We start from the raw sequence: 14,848 nt of genomic DNA on the forward strand, positions 1-14,848 counted from the left end.
GGCAGCCCGTTCACGCGCCCTCCTCCTCCACGTCCTCGGGGGTGACCACGGCCAGGACCTGGTCCATGGCGACCGTGGTGCCGGGGGAGACGTCCAGCTCGGTGACGGTGCCGGCGTGCGGGGCGGAGATGACGTGCTCCATCTTCATCGCCTCGACGACGAGCAGGCTCTGACCGGCCTCGACCCGGTCGCCGACCGCGACCTTGACGACGGTGACCGTGCCCGGCATCGGCGCCGCGAGGGTGTCGGCCCCCGCGTGGCCGCGGCCGCCGAGGGCTGCCGCCACCGGGTCGTGGTGCTGGACGTGCCAGCTGTCGCCGTCGCGGCCGAGCCAGGTCCCCTCCGGGGAGGGGGCGTGGCTGAAGGTGTGCGTGACGCCGTCGAGTTCGATGGCGAGGCGGTCGGCGGTGCGGCTGACGATCCGGCCCGCGGCCGGCCCGCCGGGGCCCTGCCCCCGGCCCCGCGCCCCGATCGCCGGCGGGGCTTGACGGGGCCACCCCTCGCCGTCGAGTGCGAGCTCCAGTTCCGCGCCCCGACGGCGGGTACGGACGGTGACCGGGTCCTGGCCCGGGAGGCGGAAGTGGTGGACCGTCCAGGCCGGGGTGCCGCCCATGCGCCAGCCATTGCCCGCCGAGAACGGATCGGCCCAGTCCGGGCCCGCCGGGTGGGGGAGGGAGCCCTGCGCCAGCAGCGCGGCCGCCGCGTACACCTCCGCCGGGACGCCCTCCGGCAGCATCGAGGCCAGGTCCCGCTCCACCAGCCCGGTGTCCATGTTCCCGGACACCACGTCCGGGTGGGCCAGCAGCCTCCGCAGGAACCCGGCGTTCGTCTGCACGCCCAGGATCACGGTGTCGGCCAGCGCCCCGCGCAGCACCCGCAGCGCGGCGGCCCGGTCCGGCCCGTACGCGATCACCTTCGACAGCATCGGGTCGTACGTGGAACCCACGTCCACCCCGGCCGTCAGCCCGGAGTCCGTCCGCACCGTCCGCCCCGACGGCTCCGCCAGCGCCAGCACCGTGCCGCCCGACGGCAGGAAGCCGCGGGCCGGGTCCTCCGCGCAGATGCGGGCCTCGATGGCGTGCCCGGTCAACGTGACGTCGTCCTGTGCCAGGCCGAGCTCGCCGCCGGCCGCCACCCGCAGCTGGAGCTCCACCAGGTCCAGGCCGGTGATCAGCTCCGTCACCGGGTGCTCCACCTGGAGCCGGGTGTTCATCTCCATGAAGTAGTACGAGGAGGGGTCCCCGCCGGGGACGATGAACTCCACCGTGCCCGCGCCGACGTACCCGCACGCCCGTGCCGCCTCCACCGCCGCCGCACCCATCGCGGCGCGGATCGCCGGGGTCAGCAGGACAGAGGGGGCCTCCTCGATGACCTTCTGGTGGCGCCGCTGGAGGGAGCACTCGCGCTCGCCCAGGTGCACCACGTTGCCGTGGGCGTCGGCCATCACCTGGATCTCGATGTGCCGCGGCCGGTCCACCCAGCGCTCCACCAGCAGCGTGTCGTCACCGAAGGAGGAGCGGGCCTCGCGGCGGGCCGCGGCGATCTCGTCCGCGAGCACCGCCCCGTCACGGACCAGGCGCATGCCCTTGCCGCCGCCGCCCGCGGAGGGCTTGAGCAGCACCGGCATGCCGATCTCCTCGGCGGCCGCGACGAGTTCGGCGTCGGACAGGCCGCTGCCGGAGGAGCCGGGGACCACGGGCACGCCCGCGGCCCGTACGGTCTCCTTCGCCCGGATCTTGTCGCCCATCAGGGAGATCGCGGACGCGGGCGGGCCGATGAAGGCCAGGCCCGCCGCGGCGCAGGCCTCGGCGAAGGCCGCGTTCTCGGCGAGGAAGCCGTACCCGGGGTGGACGGCCTCGGCGCCGGTGCGCCGGGCCGCGTCGAGCAGCCGCTCCACGGACAGGTAGCTCTCGGCGGCCGCGGCCGGCCCGATCCGGACGGCCGTGTCGGCCTCCCGGACGTGGCGGGCGTCCGCGTCGGCGTCGCTGAAGACGGCCACGGACCGGATCCCGAGCTCCCGCAGGGTGCGGATGACCCGGACCGCGATCTCGCCCCGGTTGGCCACAAGGACAGTGCTGAACATTGGGGTCCTCACGTCACAGGTCTCGGGTCACATACGGAAGATGCCGAAGGCCGGCTGCGCCGGGTCCCTCTGCGGCAGCGGCGCGTTCGCGCACGCGGTCAGCGCCAGGCCCAGCACCTGCCGGGTCTCCAGGGGGTCGATGACGCCGTCGTCCCACAGCCGGGCGGTGGCGTAGTAGGCGTTGCCCTGCTCCTCGTACTGGGCGCGGACCGGGGCCTTGAAGGTCTCCTCGTCCTCCAGCGGCCATTCCTGGCCGGCGGCCTCCAACTGGTCGCGCTTGACCGTGGCCAGGACGGAGGCGGCCTGCTCGCCGCCCATCACCGAGATCTTGGCGTTGGGCCACATCCACAGGAAGCGGGGGCTGTACGCCCGGCCGCACATCGAGTAGTTGCCCGCGCCGTACGAGCCGCCGACGACCACCGTCAGCTTCGGCACGCGCGTGCAGGCCACGGCGGTGACCATCTTCGCGCCGTGCTTGGCGATGCCGCCGGCCTCGTAGTCGCGACCGACCATGAAGCCGGAGATGTTCTGGAGGAACAGCAGCGGGATCCCGCGCTGGTCGCACAGCTCGATGAAGTGGGCGCCCTTCTGGGCGGATTCGGCGAAGAGGATGCCGTTGTTGGCGATGATGCCGACCGGGTGGCCGTGGATCCGGGCGAAGCCGGTGACCAGCGTGGTGCCGAACTCCGCCTTGAACTCCTGGAAGCGGGAGGCGTCGACGATCCGGGCGATGATCTCGCGGGCGTCGTAGGGGGTGCGGGAGTCGACGGGGACCGCGCCGTACAGGCCGTACGGGTCCACCTTCGGCTCCTCGGCCGGCTCCACCGACCAGGGCAGTGCCCCGCGCTCGGGCAGGGTCGCCACGATGTTCCGCACGATCCGCAGCGCGTGCGCGTCGTCCTCCGCCAGGTGGTCGGTCACACCGGAGACACGGCTGTGCACCTCGCCGCCGCCGAGCTCCTCGGCCGTGACCACCTCGCCGGTGGCGGCCTTCACCAGCGGCGGGCCGCCCAGGAAGATCGTGCCCTGGTTGCGGACGATGACCGCCTCGTCGCTCATCGCCGGCACGTACGCGCCGCCCGCGGTGCAGGAGCCGAGGACGGCCGCGATCTGCGGGATGCCGGCGCCGGACATCCGGGCCTGGTTGTAGAAGATGCGGCCGAAGTGCTCGCGGTCGGGGAAGACCTCGTCCTGCATGGGCAGGAAGGCGCCGCCGGAGTCCACGAGGTACAGGCAGGGGAGACGGTTCTCCAGCGCCACCTCCTGGGCCCGCAGGTGCTTCTTGACGGTCATCGGGTAGTAGGTGCCGCCCTTGACCGTGGCGTCGTTCGCGACGATCACGCACTCGCGGCCGCTGACCCGGCCGATGCCGGCGATCACCCCTGCGGCCGGCGCCGCGCCCCCGTACATGCCCTCGGCGGCCAGCGGGGCCAGTTCGAGGAAGGGGGAGCCCGGGTCCAGGAGGGTGTCCACCCGGTCGCGGGGCAGCAGCTTGCCGCGCGCGGTGTGCCGGGCGCGGGCCTTCTCCCCACCGCCGAGCCGGGCCGCGTCCAGGCGGGCGCGCAGGCCCTCGGCGAGTTCGCGGTGGGCGGCCTCGTTGGTGCGCCAGGCCTCGGACGCCGGGTCCGCGGCGCTCGTGAGGACGGGTGCCTGCTGCATCGGTCGAGCTCCCTTGCTCGGTCCACGCGGTTAATGACCGTTAACTTCTGTGGAGCCAAGGTTAACGACCGCTAACGGCCCCTGTCTAGAATGGATTCCCATGAGCACTTCAGCGGCCGCCCCGACCCGTCGCGAGCAGATCCTCAGTGAGGCCGCCCGCCTCTTCGCCGAACGCGGGTTCCACGGCGTCGGCGTCGACGAGATAGGCGCCGCCGTGGGTATCAGCGGCCCCGGCCTGTACCGGCACTTCGCGGGCAAGGACGCCATGCTCGCCGAGCTGCTCGTCGGCATCAGCGAGCGGCTGCTGACCGGCGGGCGCCGCCGGGTGGAGGAGGCCGCCGGCGACCCCGCCGCGGTCCTGGCCTCGCTGATCGACGGCCACATCGACTTCGCGCTCGACGACCGCGCTCTGATCACCCTGCACGACCGGGAGCTCGACCGGCTCCGCGAGGCCGACCGCAAGCTCGTGCGCCAGCTCCAGCGCAAGTACGTCGAGCTGTGGGTGGACGTCGTACGGGCCCTGCACCCGCAGGTCGGCGAGGCCGAGGTGCGGGTCGCCGTGCACGCCGTCTTCGGCCTGCTGAACTCCACCCCGCACCTGGCGGCGCTCGGCCGGGAGGCGACGGAGTCGCTGCTGCGTCGGCTCGCCCACGGCGCCTTCGGGGCGTTGACCGCGTGACACGACGCGTCCGACGGCTGGGATGGAACCGACGCATCCGGGGGCGCGGCGGCAGAATGGGCCGCATGCCGAAGCCGATAGATACGTCCGTACCCACCCGCGCCGAGCTCGTCGAACACCTGGTTCGCACGCGGATCGCCGGACAGGTCGCCACCCCGCGCGAGAACAACCTCGACCACTACCGCAAGCTCGCCAACGGCGACCGGCACTACTGGCTCGGCCTGGAACTGGGCGATCGCTGGACCGACGAGCAGGACGTGCTCGCGGTGATGGCCGAGCGCTGCGGCGTCGTCGACGACCCCGAGCACCGGCAGGGCCAGGACACCATCGACCCGGAACTGACCGTGGCCGCCCTCGACCGGATGGCGGCCCGGCTGCGCAAGGCGGCCCTGGACCGCCAGCGCGTCCTGCTGGCCACCGGCCACCCGGGCGGCCTGCTCGACGTCCACCGGGCCACCGCCGAGGCCCTGCGGGCGGCGGGCTGCGAGATCGTCGTGATCCCGTCCGGGCTGACCGCCGACGAGGCCTCGGTGTGGCAGTTCGCCGACATCGCCGTACTGGAGCGGGGCGCCACCCTGTGGCACACCCACTCCCCGGCCCCGATGGCCGCGATCCTCGACGGCCTCGCCGCGGCCGGCCGCCCCCTGCCCGACCTGGTCGTCGCCGACCACGGCTGGGCGGGCTGCGCCGCGCAGCGCGGACTCGACGCGGTCGGGTACGCGGACTGCAACGACCCCGCCCTGTTCCTCGGCGAGGCGGAGGGCACCCTCCAGGTGGTGGTCCCGCTGGACGACCACGTCCGCGACCCGCGCTTCTACGACCCGATGGTCGCGTACCTGCTGAACGCGGCGGGCCTCCTGGAGGGCTGAACCCCAGGGACACCCCTCCGGCGGACGGGCGCGCGGCGCACCGTCCGCCGGGGTCGCCCCAACCTCAGGGGGCGACGGGCAGCCGGCGCTTGTGGTCGGTCAGGCGGTAGCGGCGGACGATCGTCCCGAAGGCCCGCTCGTCGACCGGCTTGCCCTCCAGGAAGTCGTCGATCTGGTCGTACGTGACCCCGAGCGCGTCCTCGTCGGCCTTGCCGGGGTCGAGGGTCTCCAGGTCGGCCGTCGGCGTCTTCCACACGAGCTCGGCGGGCGCGCCCAGCGCGTCGGCCACGGCGCGCACCCGCCGCTTGGTCAGACCGGTCAGCGGGACCACGTCCGCGGCGCCGTCGCCGAACTTGGTGAAGAAGCCGGAGACCGCCTCGGCAGCGTGGTCGGTGCCGACGACCAGGCCGTCGTGCGCGCCGGCCACCGCGTACTGGGCGATCATGCGCTGGCGGGCCTTGATGTTGCCGTGCACGAAGTCCTGGTGGTGGGCGTCGCGGAAGACCACGCCGGCGGCCGCCGAGGCGTCGAGGGCGGCGTCGCTCGCGGGCTTGACGTCCACGGTCAGCACGTGGTCGGCCCGGATGAAGGACAGCGCGAGCTGGGCGTCGTGCTCGTCGGCCTGGACCCCGTAGGGCAGCCGCATCGCGTAGAACGCCGCCTCGTGCCCGGCGGCGCGGGCCCGCTCGACCGCGAGCTGGCACAGCCGGCCGGTGGTGGTGGAGTCCACGCCGCCGCTGATGCCGAGCACGAGGGAGCGCAGACCGGTGGAGGTCAGCCGCTCGGTGAGGAAGGCCACCCGGCGCTCGATCTCCCGCTCGGCGTCGAAGGTCTCGGCGACCTCCAGTTCCCGGGCGATCTCCTGCTGCAGGGCGATGGACGCCGGCTCGCTCACGTCTGCTCCTTGTTCCGGCCGTTCCGGCCGCGGTGGGCTGTCGCGCCCACCCTACCCAGGGGGTGTCCGGGGGCCGGGGCCGGACGGCCGCCGGGACCGCCCCGGCCAGGGCCGGTCAGGGCCGGTCAGGTGTGCGGGACGCGGACGACGCCCTCCTGGATCACCGTCACGGCCAGCCGGCCGTCCTGCGTCCAGATGCGGGCCTGGCCCAGGCCGCGGCCGCCGTGCGAGGTGGGGGAGTCCTGGTCGTACAGCAGCCACTCGTCGGCCCGGAACGGCCGGTGGAACCACATCGCGTGGTCCAGCGAGGCCCCCACCACGTCGCCGACCGCCCAGCCGCCCCGGCCGTGCGCGAGCAGCACCGAGTCGAGCAGGGTCATGTCCGACACGTACGTGGCCAGGCAGGTGTGCAGCAACGGGTCGTCGCCCGCCAGCTTCCCGGCGGTCCGGAACCACACCTGCGAGCGGGGCTCCACCGGCTCGCCGATGGTGCCCCACGGCGGGGTGGTCGCGTACCGCAGGTCCACCGCGCCGCGCGCCTCCAGCAGCCGTTCCACCGTGCCCGGGTCCCGGAACAGGTCCCGGTAGGCGGGCAGCGCCTCGGCCGCGGTCGGCAGGCTCTCCGGATCCGGCGCCTGCGGCATCCCGACCTGGTGGTCGAGGCCTTCCTCGTACACCTGGAAGGAGGCCGAGAGGTGGAAGATCGGCTGGCCGTGCTGGACGGCGACGACCCGCCGCGTGGTGAAGGAGCGCCCGTCGCGGATCCGGTCCACGGAGTAGACGATGGGCGCGCCCGGGTCGCCCGTGCGCAGGAAGTACGAGTGGAGCGAGTGCGCGGTGCGGTCCGCGGGCACGGTCCGGCCGGCCGCGACCAGCGCCTGGGCCGCGACCTGTCCGCCGAACACGCGCGGCACCAGGGAGGTGCGGCTCGTGCCGCGGAAGATGTTCTCCTCGATCTGCTCCAGGTCGAGCAGATCGAGGAGATCGGTGAGTGCCTCGCTCAAGGGGTCTTACAGCCCCATCGACTTGGCGATGATCGACTTCATGATCTCGCTGGTGCCGCCGTAGATGCGGTTGACGCGGTTGTCCGCGTACAGGCGGGCGATCGGGTACTCGTTCATGTAGCCGTAGCCGCCGTGCAGCTGGAGGCAGCGGTCGATGACGCGGTGCGCGACCTCGGTGCAGAACAGCTTCGCGGAGGCGGCCTCGGCCGGGGTCAGCTCGCCCGCGTCCAGGGCCTCCAGGGCGCGGTCGGCGACGGCCTGGGCGGCGTCCACCTCGGCCTGGCAGGCGGCCAGCTCGAACTTGGTGTTCTGGAAGTGGGCGACCGGCTTGCCGAAGACGGTGCGCTCGGTCACGTACTGCTGGGCGAACCGGACGGCCGCGGCGGCCTGGGCGTACGCGCCGAAGGCGATGCCCCAGCGCTCGGAGGCCAGGTTGTGGCCGAGGTAGTAGAAGCCCTTGCCCTCCTCGCCGAGCAGGTCCTCGACCGGGACCTTGACGTCGACGAACGCCAGCTCGGCGGTGTCGGAGGTCTTCAGGCCCAGCTTGTCGAGCTTGCGGCCGATGGAGTAGCCCTCGGACTTGGTGTCCACGGCGAACAGCGAGATGCCGAAGCGGCGGTCCTCGGCCGACGGGGCGGAGGTGCGGGCGCAGACGATGACGCGGTCGGCGTGCACACCGCCGGTGATGAACGTCTTGGCGCCGTTGAGGACGTAGTGCGTGCCGTCCTCGGAGAGCTTGGCGGTGGTCTTCATGCCCGCGACGTCGGAGCCGGTGCCGGGCTCGGTCATCGCCAGCGCCCACATCTCCTCACCGGAGACGAACTTCGGCAGGAAGCGCTTCTTCTGCTCGTCGGTGGCGAGCATCTTGATGTAGGGCAGGGCGAGCAGGACGTGCACGCCGGAGCCGCCGAAGTTCACGCCCGCACGGGAGGTCTCCTCGTACAGGACGGCCTCGAACTTGTGGGTGTCCAGGCCGGCGCCGCCGAACTCCTCGGGGACGTTGATGCCGAAGACGCCCAGCTCACCGAGCTTGTAGTAGAAGTCGCGGGGCGCCTGGCCGGCGGCGAACCACTCGTCGTAGACGGGTACGACCTCGGCCTCGATGAAGGCGCGGATGGTCTCCCGGAAGGCCTCGTGGTCCTCGTTGAACACCGTACGGCGCACGGCCGGCTCCCTTCGTCGCGGCGGTCCGCCGCTTATGTCTAAGCGCTTGCTCATACAAAGTTACCGGCGAGTTGTCGACTCTGTCCAGAGCTGTGCAGACGGTATGACGAGCGCCACCTCCCCAGGTGGGGAGCCCGGCCCCACCCTCGGGGTCGCCCCTGCCAACTCCCCTGAGCCGCCCACCCGTTACCCCCAGGGGGGCAGTCCTCTCCACGAAGGATCCGAGGGGCCCCGAACGATCACCAGGATGGAAGCCGACCGACCAGAACGAGCCAGGAGCCCGCATGAACCGCCGCACGCGCACCGTCCTCGCCGCCGCCCTCCTCCTCGGCCTCACCGCCGGGCCCCTGGGCGTCACCGCCCACGCCGCCCCCGCCGCCGTCACCACCCAGGGCCCCGACACCGCCGCCACCACCCAGGGCCCCGACACCGCCGCCCTGCGCAAGGCCCTCGCCGGCCTCCCGGACCAGGACGCCACCGCCGCCCTGATCCGGGTCGGCGGGAACGGCCGCTGGACCGGCACGGCCGGCGTGCGCGACCTGCGCACCGGGGCCCCCGCCCTCGCCGACGCCCGCTTCCGGGCCGGCTCCACCACCAAGGTCGTCACCGCGGCCCTTGTCCTGCAGCTCGCCGCCGAAGGCCAGGTCGACCTGAACGCCCCGGCCCGCCGCTACCTGCCGGACGTCCTCCCGGCCGCCTTCGACCAGGTCACCGTCCGCAACCTGCTCAACTTCACCAGTGGCATCCAGCCGGGCGTCGACTTCGGCGACACCGTGGAGGAGGGCTACCCGCACCGCTACGAGACGATCCCCCCGCAACAGGTGGTGGCCTCCGCCGTCGCGAAGGGCCCGGCCTTCACCCCGGGCACGCGGCAGGACTACGGGAACATCGGCTACACGATCCTCGGCATGCTGATCGAGAAGACCACCGGCGACACCTACGCCCACCAGGCCGAGGCCCGGATCTTCCGCCCCCTCGGCATGACCGGCACCTCCTTCCCCCAGGGCACCGACCCCCGCATCCACGGCCCCCACAACCGCGGCTACGACCTCATGGACGGCAAGCCGGTCGACGTCACCGAATGGAACATGTCCGACCGCTTCGCCGCCGGCGACATGATCTCCACCACCCGCGACCTGGAACGCTTCCTCGTCGCCCTCTTCCGCGGACAGGTCGTCCCGGAGCCCCAGCTCACCGAAATGTTCACGGTCCCGGACGTCCCCGGCGCCACCTACGCCGCCGCCCTCCAGCGCTACGAGGTCAACGGCAAGGAAATCTGGGGCAAGACCGGCGCCCGCCCCGGCTACCACACGGTGATCGCAGCCACCCGAGACCTCTCCCGCACCGTCGTCTACTCGGTCAACAGCACCGACGCCAAGGGCGACGGCCTCAAGATCGCCCAGCGCTTCGCCTTCCCCGCCTTCAACCGCTGAGGCCGCCCCCGCCGAGGGACGGCTTGCAACGCGCGGCGCCTCCCGCCTTGCAGGGTCCGCAACGCAACAAACCGCTCCGCCGGCCCGCCCGCCGTGCGCAGCGGATCGCTACGTGGTTCTGGTGGATGGCGGCTGCGGGCCGGGTTGCGGCGGTGCAGCGTTGCGGCGCACGGGTGCCCACCGCAACGCGAACCACAGCTCCGCCCGCACGTCCGGGTCGTCCAGATCCCGCCCGAGCAGCTCCGCACAGCGGGCGACACGCTGCCGGACCGTGTTCCGGTGGACCCCCAGCGCCGCGGCGCTGCGGTCCCAGCCGCCGTGGTGGGCCAGCCAGCCCCGCAGCGTCTCGCGCAGCACCGGGGGCAGGGGCGCGAGCAACGCCTCCGCATGCGCCCGGGCCTCGGCTTCGCCGACCAGGCCCGCGAAGCCGGGGTCGGTGTGGCGGGCCAGCGGGGCGCGGGCCGCCTCGGCACGGTCGAGGGCGCGCCGGGCCTGCGCGTCGGCGGTGGCCAGGGCTTCGGGTGCGGCCGGGGCGCTGACCCCCAGCCGCCATCCGGGCTGCGGGCCGGGATCCCGGTCGGTGAGGAGCCGTACGACGGGACCGGGCCGCGGGTCCAGCAGTACGGTCCCCAGCGCCGCGGCGAGGGCCCGCGGGTCGGGATCGGTGCCGCCGCCGCGGGCGTGGACGGCGTACCAGGGGCCGGGTCCCAGCACCTCCGCCGGGGAGCCGCCGAGCAGCAGCCGGGCCAGGGCGGCGGTGTCGTCGCCCGCGGGCCGTTCGGCGGTGAGCAGGGTCAGCAGGACGGCGGCGACCGATGCGACGGTGTGGTCGCCGGGGGTACGGGCCGGGGTGGCCGTACCCAGCGCCGCAGGTCGGCCGGCGTGCCGGCCGAGGGCGTAAGCGGCGAGGTGCCGCCCCCCGGCCTGGTCGGTGGCGGTCGCGGGCCCCGCGGCCCGCCCGACGCGGGCCATGAGGGCCTCCAGCGAGGCGCCGACTTCGGCGTCGGCACCGCCGTCGCCGGAAGTGCCCGGCGGTGTGCCCGCGGCGCGCCCGTCGGGCCACAGCACCACGTACCCCCCGAGGCTCGCCGCGAGCCTGGACAACACCGCCGGCACCGGATCCGGCCGGGCAGCGGCCGCAGCCAGTGCCTGCTGGGCTTCGGTCACGCGGCGCAGCTCACGGGTCCGCGCCTCGGCCATCAGCCGCCACACCGCGCGGGCGACCGCGGTGAACGGGGTGCGCGGCGGAACCTCCAGCAGCGGCAGTCCGTGCCGCGCACAGGCGTCGGCGAGCGCGGTCGGCACCTCCTCGTGCACGGGAGCCACACCGAACCCGAGGGCCGCGGCCCCGGCGGCGACGAGCCGGGCGACGTACTGGTCGTAGGAACCGGCGGCGGGACCCTCGGCAGGCCCCGCCCCCGCAGTGAGCAGCAGCTCCCCGCCCAGCAGGTACGGCGAGGGATCGGCCATCTCGGAGGCGTGCACGCCGTACACCCAGGCCCCGGCCGGCCCGGCCAGATGCCGAAGCCCGAGCTCCCGGTCCCCGAGCAGCGCCCCCAGTGCGACGGGCGGCACGGGCGAAACGGCCGGCCCCGTCGACGTCCCGACGGCGGCTCCGTCGCTCACCGGAGCCGAATCAGGCCGATCAGCGCCCCCGTTCAAGGAACCCATCCCGCCCATGGATCCTCCGCACATACCAGTCGGACAGTATGGATGGAACGTACACCGCGCGCCCCGACCCGGGCGACTTACGCTCGAAGCACCAGCAGCACCTGCAAGACCTGCACGACCCGCAAGGCCTGTAGGACCTCCAGAAGGGCACCCCCCCATGAGCATCGAGCGCAACGAGCAGACGCCCCGCGGACCGGTCGACTCCTCCCGCATCCCGCGGTACGCGGGTCCCGCGACCTTCGCCCGGCTGCCCCGCCTGGACGAGGTCGGTTCGGCGGACGTCGCCGTCGTCGGCGTACCCTTCGACTCCGGCGTGTCCTACCGCCCCGGCGCCCGCTTCGGCGGCAACGCCATCCGTGAGGCCTCGCGCCTCCTGCGCCCGTACAACCCGGCGCAGGACGCCTCCCCGTTCGCGCTCGCGCAGGTCGCCGACGCCGGTGACATCGCCGTCAACCCCTTCAACATCAACGAGGCCGTAGAGACGGTCGAGGCCGCCGCCGACGAGCTGCTGTCCGCCGGTTCCCGTCTGATGACCCTCGGCGGCGACCACACCATCGCCCTCCCCCTCCTCCGCTCGGTCGCGAAGAAGCACGGCCCGGTCGCCCTGCTGCACTTCGACGCCCACCTGGACACCTGGGACACGTACTTCGGCGCCGAGTACACCCACGGCACGCCGTTCCGCCGCGCCGTCGAGGAGGGCATCCTCGACACCGAGGCCCTCTCGCACGTCGGTACCCGCGGCCCGCTGTACGGCAAGCAGGACCTCGACGACGACGCCAAGATGGGCTTCGGCATCGTGACCTCGGCCGACGTGTACCGCCGCGGCGCCGACGAGGTCGCCGACCAGCTGCGCCAGCGCATCGGCGACCGCCCGCTGTACATCTCCATCGACATCGACGTGCTGGACCCGGCCCACGCGCCCGGCACCGGCACCCCGGAGGCGGGCGGCATGACCTCCCGCGAGCTGCTGGAGATCATCCGCGGCCTGTCGTCCTGCAACCTGGTCTCCGCCGACGTGGTCGAGGTCGCCCCGGCGTACGATCACGCCGAGATCACCTCGGTCGCGGCGTCCCACACCGCGTACGAGCTGACCACGATCATGAGCCGCCAGATCGCCGCGGCGAAGGGCAAGTAGGACCCCCGGGCCCGGCCCCCGCGGCGCGAAGGGCGAACGGGCAGCCCGCCCACGGGCTGCCCGGCGCCCCCGTACTCCCACGGAAGGCACGGAACAGCGTGACGCACGACCACGACCTGGTACTCCGCCCCACCGACGCCCAGCGGGCGGCGGCCCTCGCGCCGCCGCCGGGCCGCACGGGCGGGGACCTGGTCGTGGAGACGCTGCGCGGGCTGGGCGCGACCACCGTGTTCGGGCTGCCGGGGCAGCACGCCCTCGGGCTGTTCGACGCGGTGGGCCGCTCCGACCTGCGGCTGGTCACCCTCCGCGTGGAGAACAACGCCGGCTTCGCCGCCGACGCGTACGGCCGGATGACCGGCGAGGCGGTGCCCCTCCTCCTGTCCACCGGCCCGGGCGCCCTGACCGCGCTGCCCGCTCTCGCCGAGGCGGCCGCGGCATCGTCACCCGTCCTCGCGATCTCCTCCCAGGTCCCGACGGCCGGCCTCGGCGGCGGCCGGCGCGGCCACCTGCACGAGCTGCGCGACCAGGCCGCCTCCTTCCGGGACGTGGTCAAGTCCGTGCACCTCGCCCGGACCCCCTCCCAGATCCCCTCCACCATCGCCGAGGCGTGGGAGTCGGCGCTGACGGCCCCGCACGGGCCGGTGTGGGTGGAGATCCCGGAGGACGTGCTCCGCACCGCGACGATCGTCCCGCAGGTCACCGGCATGGACGCCACCCCGCACGACCTGCCCCCGCGCCCCGAGCTCACGGCCCTCGCGGCGCACTGGCTGGAGAACGCCGAACGCCCCGTGATCATCGCGGGCGGCGGCGTCGTCCGCGCGGACGCGGCCGGAAAGCTGAAGCAGCTCGCCGAACGCCTCTCCGCCCCCGTGGTCACCACCTTCGGCGGCAAGGGCGCCTTCCCCTGGACCCACCCGCTCTCCCTCCAGTCCTGGCTGGAGGACCGCCACACGACCGACTTCCTGGAGGACGCGGACGTCCTCCTCGTCGTCGGCTCCGGCCTCGGCGAGCTGTCCTCGAACTACCACACGTTCGCGCCCCGCGGTCGGGTGGTCCAGATCGAGGCGGACCTCGGCAAGCTGGAGTCCAACCACCCCGCCCTCGGCATCCACGCGGACGCCCGCCTCGCGCTCCAGGCCCTCCTCGAAACCGTGGCCGAACGCCACGACCCCACCGCCCCCGACCGCGTCCGCGCCGTCCTCTCCGCCGTCGCGGCCCGCCTGGCCTCCCAGGACCTCACGCTGGAGCAGGGCCTCCTCACCTCGATCCGTTCGGCCCTCCCGCCCCGGTCCCCGTCCTTCTGGGACATGACGATCCTGGCCTACTGGGCGTGGTCGGCCTTCGACCCGAAGCACCCGAACACCATGCACTCGGCCCAGGGCGCCGGCGGCCTCGGCTACGCCTTCCCCGCTGCCCTCGGGGCCTGCCTGGCCGAGCCCGGCACCCCTGTCCTCGCCGTGTCCGGCGACGGCGGCGCGATGTACTCCCTCGCCGAGCTGGCCACCGCCCGCCAGCACGACCTGGACGTCACCTGGCTGATCGTGGACGACGGCGGCTACGGCATCCTGCGCGAGTACATGACGGACGCCTTCGACGGCCGCACGACCGGCACCGAACTGACCCGCCCGGACTTCGCGGCCCTGGCCGCGTCCTTCGGCGTCCCCGCCACCCGGACCACCCCGGAATCCCTCACGGCCGACCTGAGGCGGGCCCTGGCCACCCCGGGCCCCTCGATGGTGGTACTTCCGGCCAAACCCCGCATGTTCGCCCCCACACACATCTAAGGCTTGCCCAGGGGCTCGCCAGGTTGGCGGCTCACGGGGACGAAGTCTGAGGGGGAGCAGTGTCGTTCGACCAGGAGTGGGACCGGCACAGGCGGGCGACCGCCGCGACCGGGGCGCCGAGCGGGCCCGGGACACCCGGCGGGCCCGGGGTGCTGGCCACCACCCCTCCCGAGAAGAAGAAGGCGGCCAACACCATCGAGAACGTCCTGCAGCCCGGCACGACGAAGGCCGCGGACGCGGCCGACGAGCCGACCGACAACGCGGTCAAGGCCTTCACGGGCTGGGACACGGCAGCCGGTCTGACGAAGGCGCACACGCACTGGGACGACCAGGTCAAGCGCCTGATGGCACGGCTGGACTCGGAGAAGAAGGCCCTGCGCGGGGCGTCCAACCTGTTCACCGGGAACGACCAGCTGACGGGCCGGAGCTTCCAGCCGGTGCAGTCCAAGGTCACGGGGCTCTAGGGGGAGAC

12 protein-coding genes are annotated in these 14,848 nt (G+C 73.7%); 6 read left to right on the forward strand and 6 right to left on the reverse strand.

Annotated features, from left to right (window positions below; genetic code table 11):
• Positions 1 to 10: 10 nt before the first annotated feature.
• Together ACSHWO_RS21870 and ACSHWO_RS21875 are read right to left on the reverse strand one after the other, a co-directional pair.
• Positions 11 to 2,083 (reverse strand): acetyl/propionyl/methylcrotonyl-CoA carboxylase subunit alpha, encoded by a 2,073-nt coding sequence (locus ACSHWO_RS21870; protein WP_438314015.1) that lies wholly within the window; start codon positions 2,081 to 2,083, stop codon positions 11 to 13.
• Between the two features lie 27 nt (positions 2,084 to 2,110).
• The gene (locus tag ACSHWO_RS21875) at positions 2,111 to 3,742 is read right to left on the reverse strand and encodes a carboxyl transferase domain-containing protein (protein WP_361084394.1); all 1,632 of its coding nucleotides are present in this window, start codon (positions 3,740 to 3,742) and stop codon (positions 2,111 to 2,113) included.
• Positions 3,743 to 3,842: 100 nt separating this feature from the next.
• Between ACSHWO_RS21875 and ACSHWO_RS21880 the strand changes: the two genes are divergently transcribed.
• Together ACSHWO_RS21880 and ACSHWO_RS21885 are read left to right on the forward strand one after the other, a co-directional pair.
• Positions 3,843 to 4,421 carry an SACE_7040 family transcriptional regulator gene (locus ACSHWO_RS21880; protein WP_361084392.1) on the forward strand — a complete coding sequence of 193 codons (579 nt, stop codon included), beginning with the start codon at positions 3,843 to 3,845 and terminating at the stop codon, positions 4,419 to 4,421.
• A gap of 56 nt (positions 4,422 to 4,477) precedes the next feature.
• A complete protein-coding gene (locus ACSHWO_RS21885; protein ID WP_361084389.1) occupies positions 4,478 to 5,290 on the forward strand; it encodes a phosphatase in 813 nt (270 codons plus the stop codon).
• 64 nt (positions 5,291 to 5,354) lie between these two features.
• On the opposite strand, the gene nadE is transcribed toward ACSHWO_RS21885, so the two are convergent.
• From nadE to ACSHWO_RS21900, 3 genes are all read right to left on the reverse strand, one after another.
• A complete protein-coding gene (nadE, locus tag ACSHWO_RS21890; RefSeq protein ID WP_361084387.1) occupies positions 5,355 to 6,185 on the reverse strand; it encodes an ammonia-dependent NAD(+) synthetase in 831 nt (276 codons plus the stop codon).
• Positions 6,186 to 6,310: 125 nt separating this feature from the next.
• Positions 6,311 to 7,189 (reverse strand): acyl-CoA thioesterase, encoded by an 879-nt coding sequence (locus ACSHWO_RS21895; protein WP_385847784.1) that lies wholly within the window; start codon positions 7,187 to 7,189, stop codon positions 6,311 to 6,313.
• A gap of 6 nt (positions 7,190 to 7,195) precedes the next feature.
• Complete coding sequence (locus ACSHWO_RS21900) at positions 7,196 to 8,353, reverse strand: acyl-CoA dehydrogenase family protein (protein ID WP_385847787.1); 1,158 nt, start codon at positions 8,351 to 8,353, stop codon at positions 7,196 to 7,198.
• Positions 8,354 to 8,637: 284 nt separating this feature from the next.
• Here ACSHWO_RS21900 and ACSHWO_RS21905 point away from each other — a divergent pair, with 284 nt between their 5' ends.
• Positions 8,638 to 9,786 (forward strand): serine hydrolase domain-containing protein, encoded by a 1,149-nt coding sequence (locus ACSHWO_RS21905; RefSeq protein WP_438314022.1) that lies wholly within the window; start codon positions 8,638 to 8,640, stop codon positions 9,784 to 9,786.
• Between the two features lie 108 nt (positions 9,787 to 9,894).
• On the opposite strand, the gene ACSHWO_RS21910 is transcribed toward ACSHWO_RS21905, so the two are convergent.
• Positions 9,895 to 11,457 (reverse strand): helix-turn-helix domain-containing protein, encoded by a 1,563-nt coding sequence (locus ACSHWO_RS21910; protein ID WP_438314024.1) that lies wholly within the window; start codon positions 11,455 to 11,457, stop codon positions 9,895 to 9,897.
• A gap of 157 nt (positions 11,458 to 11,614) precedes the next feature.
• On the opposite strand from ACSHWO_RS21910, the gene speB reads away from it, so the two are divergent.
• The 3 genes from speB to ACSHWO_RS21925 all read left to right on the forward strand — a co-directional run bounded on the left by speB (position 11,615) and on the right by ACSHWO_RS21925 (position 14,840).
• A complete protein-coding gene (speB, locus tag ACSHWO_RS21915) occupies positions 11,615 to 12,592 on the forward strand; it encodes an agmatinase (protein WP_361084372.1) in 978 nt (325 codons plus the stop codon).
• Positions 12,593 to 12,690: 98 nt separating this feature from the next.
• Positions 12,691 to 14,376, forward strand: a complete 1,686-nt coding sequence (locus ACSHWO_RS21920) for a thiamine pyrophosphate-binding protein (protein WP_438314027.1) — start codon at positions 12,691 to 12,693, stop codon at positions 14,374 to 14,376.
• Positions 14,377 to 14,435: 59 nt separating this feature from the next.
• Positions 14,436 to 14,840: a hypothetical protein gene (locus ACSHWO_RS21925; protein WP_438314030.1), complete on the forward strand. Its 405-nt coding sequence runs from the start codon at positions 14,436 to 14,438 to the stop codon at positions 14,838 to 14,840.
• Positions 14,841 to 14,848 lie beyond the last annotated feature (8 nt).

It is taken from the genome of Streptomyces pallidus (ex Mingjun et al. 2026), from assembly GCF_051550185.1.
Taxonomy (GTDB): Bacteria; Actinomycetota; Actinomycetes; order Streptomycetales; family Streptomycetaceae; genus Streptomyces.